The organism is Micromonospora ureilytica (genome assembly GCF_015751765.1).
Lineage (GTDB): Bacteria > Actinomycetota > Actinomycetes > Mycobacteriales > Micromonosporaceae > Micromonospora > Micromonospora ureilytica.
This window is the reverse complement of the sequence record NZ_JADOTX010000001.1, coordinates 2,701,690-2,715,210: the sequence shown is the minus strand read 5'-3', so window position 1 is coordinate 2,715,210 and position 13,521 is coordinate 2,701,690. Positions and strand designations below refer to the sequence as shown.

Annotated in this window: 11 protein-coding genes; all 11 read right to left on the bottom strand. The window is 71.2% G+C overall.

Going from position 1 to position 13,521, the window contains the following annotated elements; genetic code table 11:
* Positions 1-112: 112 nt before the first annotated feature.
* A complete protein-coding gene (locus IW248_RS12150) occupies positions 113-916 on the bottom strand; it encodes a class I SAM-dependent methyltransferase (RefSeq protein WP_196927061.1) in 804 nt (267 codons plus the stop codon).
* Positions 917-968: 52 nt separating this feature from the next.
* Positions 969-1,739, bottom strand: coding sequence for an ABC transporter ATP-binding protein (locus tag IW248_RS12145; protein WP_124818518.1), 771 nt, complete (start codon positions 1,737-1,739; stop codon positions 969-971).
* Positions 1,739-2,482: an ABC transporter ATP-binding protein gene (locus IW248_RS12140; protein ID WP_196930152.1), complete on the bottom strand. Its 744-nt coding sequence runs from the start codon at positions 2,480-2,482 to the stop codon at positions 1,739-1,741. Before IW248_RS12140 ends, IW248_RS12145 begins: the two co-directional genes overlap by 1 nt.
* Complete coding sequence (locus IW248_RS12135; RefSeq protein WP_196927060.1) at positions 2,479-3,498, bottom strand: branched-chain amino acid ABC transporter permease; 1,020 nt, start codon at positions 3,496-3,498, stop codon at positions 2,479-2,481. Before IW248_RS12135 ends, IW248_RS12140 begins: the two co-directional genes overlap by 4 nt.
* Positions 3,495-4,391 (bottom strand): branched-chain amino acid ABC transporter permease, encoded by an 897-nt coding sequence (locus IW248_RS12130; protein ID WP_196927059.1) that lies wholly within the window; start codon positions 4,389-4,391, stop codon positions 3,495-3,497. The genes IW248_RS12135 and IW248_RS12130 overlap by 4 nt, the downstream gene beginning before the upstream one ends.
* A complete protein-coding gene (locus IW248_RS12125) occupies positions 4,388-5,581 on the bottom strand; it encodes an ABC transporter substrate-binding protein (RefSeq protein ID WP_196927058.1) in 1,194 nt (397 codons plus the stop codon). Before IW248_RS12125 ends, IW248_RS12130 begins: the two co-directional genes overlap by 4 nt.
* A gap of 55 nt (positions 5,582-5,636) precedes the next feature.
* Positions 5,637-6,041, bottom strand: coding sequence for a roadblock/LC7 domain-containing protein (locus IW248_RS12120; RefSeq protein ID WP_030490280.1), 405 nt, complete (start codon positions 6,039-6,041; stop codon positions 5,637-5,639).
* 16 nt (positions 6,042-6,057) lie between these two features.
* Positions 6,058-8,457, bottom strand: coding sequence for a sensor histidine kinase (locus IW248_RS12115; RefSeq protein WP_196927057.1), 2,400 nt, complete (start codon positions 8,455-8,457; stop codon positions 6,058-6,060).
* A 253-nt stretch (positions 8,458-8,710) separates the two neighbouring features.
* Positions 8,711-9,193 carry a helix-turn-helix transcriptional regulator gene (locus IW248_RS12110; protein WP_196927056.1) on the bottom strand — a complete coding sequence of 161 codons (483 nt, stop codon included), beginning with the start codon at positions 9,191-9,193 and terminating at the stop codon, positions 8,711-8,713.
* 261 nt (positions 9,194-9,454) lie between these two features.
* Positions 9,455-10,747, bottom strand: coding sequence for a cytochrome P450 (locus tag IW248_RS12105; protein WP_196927055.1), 1,293 nt, complete (start codon positions 10,745-10,747; stop codon positions 9,455-9,457).
* 406 nt (positions 10,748-11,153) lie between these two features.
* Positions 11,154-13,508, bottom strand: a complete 2,355-nt coding sequence (locus tag IW248_RS12100; protein WP_196927054.1) for an AbfB domain-containing protein — start codon at positions 13,506-13,508, stop codon at positions 11,154-11,156.
* Positions 13,509-13,521 lie beyond the last annotated feature (13 nt).

The following is a 13,521-nucleotide window of genomic DNA, read 5'->3' as shown; positions in this document are numbered from 1 at the left end:
CGGCCGGTGCGGTCGACGCCGTCGTGGCGCTGCCGGAGCGCAGCGGGGGGAGGTGCTGCGCGCGGGCGAGGTACGGACGGCGCGACCGCGCTCCGCGCGGTGGTCCGCCTGCTCAGCTCGGCAGGCGGCCCCGCGTGGAGACGAAGTGGTACGACATGACGGCGAACCCGGGATCACGGAGCAGCCGCCGGAAGGCGTCCAGTTGCTGGGACGACAGCCCCGCCGCCAGCAGGTCCGGTTCCAACTGGCGGGAGTTGGTCTCGTAGAGCGACGTTCCGGTCGACCCGCCGGCCCAGCTCTGCGAGTGGGTGATGGTGTCCAGGTCGGTCAGACCGGCGAGGGCCATCTCGGTGTGCACGTCCTGCGCCCATCCCAGGTCCGCGCCGTGGTCCTCCAGGACGCCCATCATGGCGTCCATGACCTGCGCGAAGAGCTTCGCGGCGTCGTCGGTGGGCGCGGTGAGCACCCGCTGCGGCGCGGTGCAGTCGAACTCCTCGACCACCAGCCACCCGCCGGGCGCCAGCGCGCCGGTGAGGGTGCGCAGGACCCGCCGTCGATCGGGGAGGTGCAGCAGCACCAGCCGGGCGTGGATCAGGTCGAACGCGTCCCCGGGTGGCGGTTCGGTGCGCACGTCGTGCTGGCGTACCTGCAGGTTGGCCTCGGCCACGAGGTGGGTGGGGTCGATGTCGGTGGCCAGCACGTGCCCGTCGTCGCCGACCGCGCGGGCCATCCGCCGGGCCATCGAGCCGCCACCGGCCCCGACCTCCCAGCAGGTCGCGCCCGGTTCCAGCACCGGGCGGGCCAGCCGACGCGTCGTGATCGGATCCAGAAAGGACTCCAGCGCGTGCATCTGGGGAACGGCGTCCGGTGCGCCGTTGTCGAACGTGTACGTGTCATCGCTCGTAGCGGTTGTCATCGGTGTCTACCTCTCCGTGAAGGGTCGGGTGACTCGAGAAGGGTCGGTTTGACTACGGGGTGTCGGCCCAGAGCCGAGGGGTCGATCGGTTGGCCGGGGGCGGCGCAACGGCGGCGACGCTCAACATCGCCGCCAGCGGGGCCGGGTCGCGGCGGGCCTCCGCGGTCGGCCGGTCGTAGACCACCCGGCCGTACTCCAGCACCGCCACCCGGTCCGCGACCTCGATGGCGTGCTGGAGTTGCTGCTCCACGAGCAGCACGGTCAGGCCGTCGGCGGCGAGACCGTTGACGAGTTCGCGGACCCGCGCCGCCAGATCGGGCGACAGGCCCTCGCACGGTTCGTCGAGCAACAGCACCCGGGGTTGGCCGAGTAGCGCACGGGCTATCGCCAACATCTGCTGCTCGCCGCCGGAGAGTTCGCAGCCGCGGTGTCGTAACCGCACCGCGAGCCTCGGCAGCAGTTCCAGGGTCCGGGCGACCGTCCAGCCCTCACCGCCGGAGGTGGGGGCCCGCCACGGCGCGGCCGCCAGGTGCAGGTGCTCGGCCACTGTCAACCGGGAGAAGACCCGTCGGCCCTGCGGGACGAGACCGACGCCGGACTGGGCGATGCGATGCGGTTGTCGGCCGGCGACGTGCACGCCGCCGATCTCGATGCGACCGCTGGACGCCCGAACCAGCCCGGCGATGGTGTGCACGAGCGTGCTCTTGCCCGCCCCGTTGCGGCCCACCACGGCCTGGATGCTGCCCGGGCGTACCCGCAGGCTGACCTCGTGCAGGACGATTCCCCCGCCGTAGCCGGCGCTGAGGCGATCCACGGTGAGCATCAGGCCACCCCGTCGGCGTAGGCCTGCCGCACCAGCGGCGAGGTACGGATCTCGTCCGGTGTGCCGGCGGCCAACGTCTGACCGTCGCGCAGCACCGTGACCGTGTCGGAGAGGGCGTACACCAGGTCCAGTCGGTGTTCGACAAGTAACACGGCGACGGCCCTGGGCAGCGCCTGGAGCAACTCGACCAGCCGGCCGACCTCGACGGCGGACAGCCCGGCCGCCGGTTCGTCGAGGAGCAGCAGGCGGGGGCGACCGGCCAGGGCCATCGCGATCTCCAACTGGCGTCGTTGCCCGTGCGCGAGGTGCCCGGCGGGCACCGCCGCGACGGCGGTGAGCCCCATCTGGTCCAGCAGCGGACCCGCCAGGTGTTGCGCGGCGCGTCGGCGTCCGCCCGGCCACCACCGACGGCGTGGGATGACCCGTGGCAGCGCGGCCACCACGACGTTCTCCGTCGCGGTGAGCGTCGGAAAGACCGCGGGTCGTTGGTGGATGCGGTTGATGCCCCTCCGCGCCCGGCCCGCCGGCCCGAGCCGACCGACGTCGCGTCCGTCGAACCGCACAGTGCCGCGCTGCGGCCTGGTGGAACCGCCGATCACGTTGAGCAGCGTGGTCTTGCCGGCCCCGTTCGGGCCGATCAGGGCGTGCCGCTGGCCGTCGTGGACGCACAGGTCCACACCGTCGAGCGCGGCGAGCGAGCCGTACCGCACGCTGATCTTCTGGGCTTCCAGCAGGCCGGTCATCGGTGCAGCTCCGCAACGGTGGCCTGATCATGGGTGGCCGGCTGGTCCGGCCGTAGCGCCGGGGCGCCCGGCGGGCGCAGCCGGACCCGGGCCCGGCTGACGCCGGTGGGCAGCAGGTAGACCGTCGCCACGAACAGCGCGCCCAACACCAACGGCGCGTGGCCGGGCAGCACCCCGAACAGCCAGTCCCGGACGGCGATGACCAACGCCGCGCCCACCAGGGCGCCGCCCACCGAGGCGGTGCCACCGATGACGACACCGAGCAACAGCAGGGCTGACGTGTCGAAGCCGAAATCGGCGGGGGAGATGTACTGCTGGGCGACGACCAGGAGCGAGCCGGCGGCACCGGCTATCGCCCCGGCGGCGATATGCGCGCCGGACAGGTGCAGCGCCACCCGGTGGCCGCTGGCGCGCAGCCGCGTCTCGTCGTCGCGGCCGGCCCGCAACACCAACCCGGCCCGGGTACGCAGCAACACCAACACCGCGCCGATCAGCGTCGCCACGACGACCAGGGCGTACAGGTAACGGGCCTGATCGCTGGCCAGGGCGGGGAGCCCCCAGAACGGGCGGACCGCGGGGATGCCGGCCAGCCCGTCCGTGCCACCGGTCACCGACCGCCACCGCCCGAGGACCACGACGACGAGTTCGCCGATGGCCAGGGTGATCATCAGGACGATCACCCCTCGGGCGTGTACGACGAGCGGCACGGTGAGCGCGGCCAGCAGCGCCCCGGCGGCCGCCGCGACGACGAGCTGCACGACGCCGACGTCGGAGATTCGGCTGCCGACCACCGCGCAGGCGTAGGCGCCCGCCGCGTACGGTGCGGTCTGGCCGAGGGTGGGCATGCCGGCGACGCCGGTGAGCAGCGCGACGCTCACCCCGACCAGGGCCAGCGCCAGCGTCCGGGCCAGGATCGACGTGGTGTAGTCGTCGACCACCCAGGGCGCCACGACCAGGCCGACCAGGACGAGCGCCGCGATGCCGCCCCGAACCCGTCGGATCACCTCGCCCCTCATGCCGTCCTCCACCTGCCGGCCAGGCCACGCGCCCGCACGGCCAGCACCGCCGCCATGGCCGCGAAGAGCAGAAACGGCGCGGCGGACGGCAGCAGTGCCACTCCCAGCGTCTGGATCTCACCGATCGCGAGCGCGGCCAGCAGGGTGCCCGCCATCGACCCGAGACCACCGAGGACGACGACCACCAGGGAGAGCAGCAGCACCGTGTCGGCGGTGCCCGTGCCGGGGCCGATGATGGGCGCGCCCAGGACCCCGGCCGCGCCGGCCAGCGCACCGGCGGCGGCGAGCACACCGGCCCGGATCCGCGCCGGACTCACGCCCAGACAGGCGACCATCTCCGGGTCGTCGACGGCCGCCCGGACCAGCATTCCGGCCCTGGTGCGCCGCACCACCAGGTAGAGCCCGGCGGCGAGCACCGCCGCGACGACGATGAACACCAACCGGTACGCGGCGTAGCGGTGACCGGCGACCATCACCGACCCCTCCAGGGCTGCGGGAACCTGGACCTGCGGGTTGTCGGGCCCGAAGCCGGCGACGAGCAGGCTGCCGCCGGCCAGCGCCACCCCGAACGTCAGCAGCGCCTGACTCAGGTGATTGCCGGTGGCGACCGGTGTGAGCAGGCCGGCCAGGAGCACCCCCGCCGCGGCGGCGGCCAGCACACCGACGGCGAGGGCCAACGCCAGGCTCGCCCAGCCGCCGTCGAGCACCGCCGCGGCGGTGTACCCGCCGATCGCGTAGAGCAGGCCGTGCGCCAGGTTGAGGATGTTGGCGACGCCGAAACAGAAGACCAGGCCCGACGCGGCGACGAACACGAGCAGCCCGTAGGCGACCCCGTCCAACGCCGGGATCAGGTACGGGTCGATCCGGTTCGTGCCGGCCGCCACCGCTATCACCGGCCGACGGTCGCGAGGTCACCCACGACGGTGTTGGACAGCGCCCGGCCGTCCTGGCGAACCTGCCGCAGGTACCACTTCTGCACTGGGGAATGTGTGGTGGTGGAGAACTGCCAGGTACCGCGGGGGCTGGCGATCTGACCGAGTTGGCCGATGGCCGCGTTGATGGCCTCGGGGGTCGGGTCGCTTCCGGCGGCGCCGATCGCCCGGTCCAGCACCGCCGCCGCGTCGTACGAGGCGAGCGCGTAGGTCGTCGGTGAACCGTCGTGCTTCGCCTTCCACGCGGCCACGAAGGCGCGGTTCTCCGCGTTGTCGAGGTCAGGCGAGTAGTTGAGCACCGAGTAGATGTCCCGGGCGGCCTCGCCCTGCGCGTTGAGCACGCCGCCCTCGGTGAGGAACCCGGCCGCGTACAACGGGACGTCCTTGATCTCCGACTGCGCGTACTGCTTCACGAAGTCGACGGCGGCGCTGCCGGCGTAGAAGGTGTAGACCGCCGCCGCGCCGGAGGCCTTGATGCGGGCGAAGTACGGGAGGAAGTTGGTGGTGGCCGGGAACGGCGTGAACGTCGTCTTGCCGTCGGTGTTCGCGAGCTTCCCGCCGATCTTCCCGAACGCGTCGGTGAAACCGCGCAGCTCGTCCCAACCGCCCTGGTAGTCCGGGCCGATCGCGTAGACGGAGCCCTTCACGTTGTCACGGACGTGCTGGGCGATCGCCGCCCCGGGCTCGTCGGAGAGGTACGAGGTGTGCCAGACCCGGGAGACGTCCTTGAGTTCCGGTCGGCCGTTGGAGCCGACCAGTGGCACCTTGGTCTCGTTGAGCAGCGGCGTGACTCCGGCGACCGAGCCGCCGCCGACGATGCCGGTCAGCGCGGACACCCGGTCCTGTTTGAGCAGTTTGGTCGCCGCCGGGACCGCGGTCTGGGCGCCGTTTCCCTCGTCCGCGACGACGAGGTCGACCTGCCGGCCGCCCAACTTGCCGTCGTGGGTGTCCAGGTAGAGCTGGAAGCCGTCGCGGATCTCGGTGCCGACCGCCTGGTACGTCCCGGACAGCGACGCGAGCAGACCGATCTTTATCGAGCCGCCGGCGCTCGTGCCCGGCGCGTCGTCACCGCAGGCCGTGCTGGTGGTCAGCACGGCCGCGAGCAGCGCGGCGGTCAGGGCACGGCTGCGCCAAGGGGTGGTGAGAGGCATGTCTAACTCCAGGGGAAGGGGAAGGGGTCTCCGGCGTGTGGGGGCGCCGGGGTTGTCAGCGGCTGCGGGCGAGAGCCGCTCGGGCAGCGGGGGTCAGGGCGTCCCCGATGCGGTTGGCCAGCTCGGTCATCTCGTAGGAGACCTTGCCCACGTCGCACTCGGGGGCGGCGAGCACCAGCAGCGAGGCGCCGTCGTTGAAGGCCATCGAGAACATGAACCCGCCCTCGAGCTGCGTGACGTTGGAGATCACCGCGCCGGCGTCGAAGAAGGCCGCCGCCCCCCGCAGCAGGCTGACGAGCCCGCTACCCGTGGCGGCCAACTGGTCGGCCCGGTCCGGTGGCAGGTCGCGGGTGGCGGCCACCATCAGACCGTCGCTGGAAATGGCAATCGCGTGGCTGACCTCGGTCGCCCGCGCGGCGAAGTTGTCCAGCAGCCAGCCGAGATCCTGTTGGTCGGTCACGTGCTCTCCTGTCCCGTCATTTGTTGCCGAGGTTGATCGGGGTGCGCCGTCGGTTCGCCACACCCCTCGCGTACGCGGCCATCGCCGTCGCCACCTGCGCCGGGTCGCGGTACTCGGAGCGTTGCTGCTGCTGGGGCACCGTCACCCCGCCGGGCACGAGGTGCCGTTGCGGCTGCCGTTTGGGCAGACCGGAGTTGGTGGTCGTGGCGACCTCGGGGGTGTGCGCCTGGGCGGCCGTACGCCAGGCGTCGTCGGCGGGGGTGGACCACTGCTGACCGTTCTGACCGTTCTGGCCGTCGACGACGTCGTTCTGGAACCAGTGGTTGACCTGTTCGAAGATGAGGAGCTCCTCGGTGGGCGCGTCACCCCGGTCCGGGGGTTGGGGAGCCGGTCGGAAGACCGGCGCCGCCGGCAGCGTCCGTTCGGCCGTAGGGCGTCCGGCGGTGGGTTCGGGGCGCGGCTGGTACGGCGGCGGAGTGCTGGGCGTCCGCGCTGCCCGCCGCGACAGCCGGCCGGGTGCGAGCAGGTACTCCTCCGGCGGCAGGGACCGGATGATCGCCGCGGGCAGTGTCGCCTCGGCGAGGATGCCGCGTCGGGGGCCGCGTCGCAGTTGGACGGTGGCGCCCAGCCGAGCGGCGAGTTGGCCCACGACGACCAGCCCCATCGCCCGCACGGCGGCCACGTCGATGGCCGGCGGGCGGGCCAGCAGCTCGTTGAGCTGTTGCATCCGCTGCGCGGACAGCCCCACACCCTCGTCGCTGATCTGGACGATGACGCGGTCACCCAGGCTCCGGCCGCTCACCCAGGTCTCACTGCCCGGCGGCGAGTACGTCGTGGCGTTGTCCATGAGTTCGGCGAGCAGGTGCACGACCTCGTCGACGGTCTTGGCGGCCACTGCCACGTCGCCGTCGATCATGCCGAGCCGGACCCGCGCGTAGTGCTCGATCTGGGACAGCGCAGCCTGGAGCACCTGTTGCAGAGGGACGTCCCGCTGGCGTACGCGACCCACGCCGACGCCGCCGAGCACCAGCAGGCTGGCGTTGATCCGGCCCATCCGGGTCGCCAGGTTGTCCAGTGTGTAGAGCTGGTCGAGCCGGTCGGGGTCGGTCTCGTCCCGCTCGACCAGGTCCACCTGGGCCAGGACGGCGTCGACCAGTCGCTGTTCGCGGCGGCTCAGGTGGATGAAGATGTCGGCGGTGTTGGCGCGCATGACTGCCTGTTCGGCGGCGGTCCGCACGGCGGCCTGGTGCACGGCGCTGAACGCCTGACCCAGTTCGCCGATCTCGTCGTCGCTGGACGGTTCGAGGGCGGCGCTGGACTGCTGGTGGGCCAGCTTCTGCGGGTCGACGGTGGCGCTGCCGGGCTGTTGGAGCTGGGCCACCACGGCGGGGAGCTGTTCGAACGCCACGGCGTTGGCCGCGTCCCGGAGGCGACGTAGCCGTCGGGTGATCTGCCGCGCGACGGCCCAGGTCACCAACGTGGTCAGGATGAGGGCCAGGAGGACGCTGGCGGCCTCGGCCACGGCCCGGCGGCGCTGGTCGGCGTGCGCGGCCCGAACGTCGTCGCGGACCGCGTTGTCGACCCGGGCGCGCAGGTCGGCCAGGCGGGCGGCGCGCGTCTGGGTGGTGGTCACCCACGCGCCGGTCTCCAGTTGCAGCTGCGACCCCGGCTGGGCCCGGGACACCTCGTCCTGCATCCGTTGCAGGGCGAGCGCCTCCTTGCCGGTGCCGGCCTGCTCCCACCAGATGCCCCACTCGGGTGGGGCCAGGGCCAGGAACGACAGGCTCGACTCGGTGTAGCTGGTGCGGGCCGCTGTGATGTCCTGCTGCATGGCCGGGGTCAGCTCGCCGCCCGCGACGGCGCGCAGCACGGCGACCTGCTGCTGACCGATGGCCTCGGCCGTCTTCGACAGCGCCGCCGAGGCCCGGATCCCGTCGGCGAGTTGGGCGTCCACCACGCCGTGTGAGACGTTCTCCCGGAAGTTGATGAGGTCGGCGATCGCGATGCGGTAGCTGAAGGTCATCGCCGACACCGAGGCGTGCGTGGCGGTGCGCACCTGGGTGCGCAGAGGGGCGAGGCCGTCCAGAGCCGCGTCGATGCGCCGCAGGAGAGACGGGTTGGCGTCGTTGTCGGTGGACAGCCGGTCACGCTGCCCGCGGTAGCGGGCGACGGCGTGGTCGGTGGCGGCCATCTCCGCGCCGAAGGCGTCCTGCTGCTCCGGCCGGGCGTAGGTGAGCAGGTCGGCGGCGGCGATGCGTTCGCGTTGCAGCCGGTAGGCCAGGTCGCCGGCCTCGGCACCGATCTGGGCCAGGATCTGCAGGTCGCTGGCACGGGCCGTCTGGCGTGCGCTCTCGGTCAGTGCGAGACCGGCGAAGCCGATCACGGCGACGAGGGGGGCCGCGACGATGAGGCGCATCCGGCCGGCTATCTTCCAACCGCGTCGGCGGGTCGGGTAGGGTCTGGCCGCGTGGGACCGGGTGCTCGACGCCAAGATTGACTCCCACGACTCGTCGATGACGGTCTATCCGCACCTTGCCGAATGCAAGTCCCATTCGGCCGGACGCCGCGCTCGTAGACCAGACCTGGCCGTGGTACAAACTGCCCGTACCAGCATCTGTACCCAACGTCAGCGACCGGTGACGCCGCGAGGTCGTGCCGGATCGGTCGGGTCAGCGCTGATTGTCGAGGGGTTCGGCCGGCGGGTGCCGCCGCTCCGGATCATCCGTCTCGGGCTGGCCGTTGAGCACCTGGCCGATCAGTTCACGCAGCTCGTCGATCGCGTCCACGACGGCGCCCGGGTCGCGCGCGTCACGCCGCCCACGCTGACGCGGCACCCGCCGATCCAGCCGAGCCGGTTCCGGAGCGCGCGGGCCCCGGCGACCGTCGGCCGCCAACTGCTCGGCCGCGACCTGCGGCCACAGGGCGGCCAGTCGGCCGTCGGTGCCGAGCACGTCGTCGCAGCGCAACGCGAACTCGTGACTGCCGAACCGGCGACCCGACTCGACCGCCGCCACCGTCTCCCGGCTGAACCGCACCAGATCCGCCAGGGCCCGTTGGGTCAGGCCCCGTTGGACGCGACAGTTGCGCAACTCCCATCGGAACCGCTGACTGGCCGCGGAGGGAGCCGAGCTCGACGGGGACGTGTGCTCCATGCGCTCACCTTCGTGGAACGGACATTCGGCGGCGGACACCGGATCGAGATTGGCCGATGAGCAGGACATTCACAGAGGGCAATTCTTAACCCAACACGCGATGGGTGTGAAGACGTTCACCGGTATGAATCGTCGGGCAAAGCGCGAAAGGTGCGCGCCGGGCCCGTTGCCGGCACCGAGGTGCGCCCGGTGGAGCGGGCAACACCGCCCCGCCCACCCTCGACCCGTCCGCAGGTCAGCACCGCTGGGGCTCGCGCCCACTCAGGCGGCGTGCACTTCGGCCGCCACCCCACCCCGTGCCACCGGCGCGTCCGCGGGCGTCGGGATATCGATTATCGCGAGCAGTGTGCGGTGCGCACGAAACGCGACATTGGGTTTGTACGAGCGATGCTGCTCCGGTGACAACCGTAGGTCGGGAATGGTTTCGGCGAGCCGGCTGAGGGCGATCCCGGCCTCAAGTCGCGCCAACCCCGCACCGATGCAGAAATGCGGACCGTGCCCGAACGACAGGTGATTGCCCACATCGGCCCGGTGTGGGTCGAACCGGTCCGGGTCATGGAACGCCGCGGGGTCCCGGTTCGCCGCTCCGATCAACAGCAGGCAACGCGCCCCGGCGGGGATCGTCACCGCCCCCACTGTGACATCCCGGGTGGTCACCCGGAGCCAGCCGTCGATGGCCGGCGCGAAGCGCAGCGTCTCGCCCACGAAGGCGGGAACGAGCCCCGGGTCCTTGGCGATCGCCGACCAGCGCTGGGGAGTGGACAGAGCCTGGTCGAGGGCGTGCGCGAGCAATCCGGCGGTCGTCTCGTGGCCCGCTACCAGGAGATTGAAGGCCAGGCTCGCCACCTCGGGCACCGTCAGCACGGTGTCGTCGTCGTCCCGGTAGGCCAACGCGCGACTGATGAAGTCGTCACCCAGGTGTCCGCTGTCCACCCGCTGGCGGACCAGATCTTCGCAGTAGTGCCAGAACTCCAGCAGGCCCTGCGCCAGGCGCACCTGTTCGGCCGGGTCCGGCTGCCCCCAGATGAGGGCGATCTGGCCGTCTGCCCAACTCCGGATCCGCCCGATGTCGGCGTCGGGCACCCCGAGGATGTCCAGGACCACCAGCAGCGGAAGCTCGGTGGCGAATTCCGGTATCAGGTCGACCTGGTCGCCCCGACGGGCGGCGAGCCGGGACACGAGTTGGTCGACCCGGCGCCGGACGATCGCACCGTACTCGGCCTCGACCCGCTCGGCGGTGTTCGCGAAGGTCGCCCGTAGGGCCCGGCGGGTGCGCGGGTGCGCCGGTGGGTCCGCCGCGGCCGTCGTGGGCGGCGCGTCGATCTGCATGATGACGTTCAGTGCCGGGGGGCACACCTCGTAGACCGGGGCGAGGGTGAGGGCGTTGGCGAATGTCGCGGTGTCGGCGAGGGCCCGTCGGACGTGTGCGTGCCTGCTGATCAACCACAGGCCCAGATCCTCGGCGTAGTGCACCCCGTCGGGATCGTCGAGAATACGCCGCCACATGCTTGCCGGGTCGGTGAGATAAACCCCGGTGAACGGATTCAACCGCATGGAAAGCCTCCTGATGCACGCGGCGCGAGACCGGCAGCGCCCCCATTTGGCGATCCACTTCAGCCGGGCCGATAATGGCGCGCATCTGCCTCTGGCTCTTTACGGTGCGCTGGCCGGCCGCACAAGTCAAGATTGGGTTTCGTCTATTTATTGGTCGGCATAATTGCGTGTTGCAACCGCCGGGCGAACCTGGCCAGATGCAAGTTGCGGCGCGGCCCTTGCCGTGAAGTCGACCCAGCCGGTCGATGCATTCGACTCGCTGCTTTCCCTCCCGACCGGGAAACGACCCCGGCGACGACGGGTGACGCCGGAGTCCACCGACCCCCGGCAGAAGCGGGGGGCTCCAGCCATTGCCGGAACCCCCCGCGCGTCGTCGTGTCGTGACGACCCGCTCAGCGCGCAGCCGTCAGGGCGCCCACGGGGCGGCGATGCTCCAGGTGCTGTCGGCGGTCCACGACGTCGGGGTGTTGTACGCGTCGCCGCCGGTGCCGTTGCTGAGCCAGACCTCCGCGTTGTAGTGCCGCAGGTACTTGCCCCGGAAGTTGTACGACTCCAGCGACACGCCGGTGCCGGTCAGCCCGGTGCGGGCGCACCAGGTGGCGTCGGCGCGCAGCAGCGCGGAGCCGTCGTCCGGTGAGTTGCGGACCCGGGAGTTCTGGTGGCGCAGGTACTGCCCGGGAAAGTTGACCGACTCGAACGAGTAGCAACCGGTGCCGGCCAGGCCGGGTCGGACGGTGTACGTGGCGTCGGCCTTGAGCAGGCTGGAACTCGCGGCGTCGACCACCTCCGTGTAGGCCAGGCTGTCCTGGTGGCGTAGGTAGCGGTTGGTGAAGCCGGGCGTGGTCACCTGCAACGACCGGCGGGTGTTGACCGGCAGGGCGACGGGCGCCGAACTGCCGATGGTCTTCGAGGCGTTGATCAGGGCGGTGTTGGCGGCGCGCACCCGCGCCTGGTCCATCTTGATCACCTGCCGGTCGTAGGTGACGAAGCCGTTCAGCTCACCCTCCAGGTCGGTGATCTCGGTGTAGATCGAGGCGCTGAGCCCCTTGCCGAGCATCAGGTTCTGGGTGCCCTGCACCAGCCCGACGTACCGGTCGGTGAGGGCGCTCGAACTGGACTGCCACTCGTACGCGAAGAAGCTGCCGTTCGGGCTGTACTCGTGACCCGGCGTGTGCAGACCCAGACCGCCGAACTCACCGAGAACCGCGATCCGGCTGTTCGACGGTACGGGGGAGTCCGGTCCGAGGTAGACGTGCCAGTCGTCGATGTCGCCGTTGCCGGGGTTGCCGAGGGACTGGCAGCAGTTGTGGCCGCTGTGCGGGTTGACCAGACGGGTCGGGTCCTGGTTCTTGATGTTCTGCGCGACCCGCCGGGTGTCGGTGAGGGACCGCTCGCCCCAGCCCTCGTTGTAGGGCGTGTACGCGATCACGGCGGGTGAGCTGCGGTGCTCGTCGACGATTTCCCGTGCCTCGGCCTCGAACTGCGCCTGCTGGGCGTCGGTCGGGTCGACGTCCTGCGCGGTCAGCGAGGGGATGTCCTGCCAGACGAGCAGGCCGAGCCGGTCGGCGTGGTAGAACCAGCGCTGCGGTTCCACCTTGATGTGCTTGCGCACCATGTTGAAGCCCAGATCCTTGTGCTTCTGCAGGTCGAAGGCGAGGGCTGCGTCGGTCGGCGCGGTGTAGAGCCCGTCCGGCCAGAAGCCCTGGTCCAGGGTGCCGACCTGGAAGACGAACTGGCCGTTGAGCTTGGGGCGCAGCACACCGTTGACCATGCCGGTGGTGATCTCCCGCATGCCGAAGTAGTGCGTGGTTCGGTCCACTGTGGTGCCTGTGGCGTTGCGCACTGTCACCCGGAGGTTGTAGAGGAACGGGTCGTCGGGTGACCAGCGGCGGGCGTTGGGCACCGGCACGCTGAAGTCGGTGAAGCCGCCGGTGGCCGAGCCGACAACGGTGCCGCCGTTCAGCGCCTCGGCGAGCACGCTGTGGCCGCTCACGTCGCCCCGGGTGAAGACCCGGACCCGCAGTGTGTTGTTGCTCAGGTTCGGGTAGACGTCCACGCTGCTGATCGAGGCGGCGGGCACCGGCTCCAGCCACACCGTCTGCCAGATGCCGGAGCTGGGGGTGTAGAAGATCCCGCTGGGTGTCTTGGTCTGCTTGCCGATGGCGGGCATGCTGCCGTTCTGCCGGGTGTCGGTGGGATCCCAGACCTTGACGACGATCTCGTTCGTCCCGGCGGTGAGCTGGGGAGTCACGTCGAAGGTGAAGGCGTCGTAGCCGCCGGTGTGCGCGCCGACCCGGACACCGTTCACCCAGACCGTGCTCTGCCAGTCGACGGCGCCGAAGTGCAGCAGGGTCCGTCGACCCGACCAGTTGGCCGGGATGGTGACGGTGCGTCGGTAGAACAGGTAGTTGCGGTTGTCGTTGGCGGCCCGCTGGATGCCGGACAGGGCGCTCTCCACCGGGAAGGGCACGTTGACCCGCTCGGGCAGGTTGGCGCCGAACTGTGGGGCGTCGTCGGTCGTCGACTGGCGTAGCTGCCACTCGCCGTTGAGATTGAGCCAGTCCGGCCGCGTCATCTGGGGTCGCGGGTACTCGGGCAGTGGTGTGCCGGCCAGGGCCTGGCTGGTCCAGGGGGTGGTCAGTGGTGGCGTCTTCGCCGGCGCGGCGTACGCCGACGAGGAGGGCGCGGCGAGAATGCCGGCCACCAGGGCGAGGATGAGCAGTAGGGGCAGGGCGGGGCGGATGGGGACGTGACGTGTCATGCCGTCTCCGAGG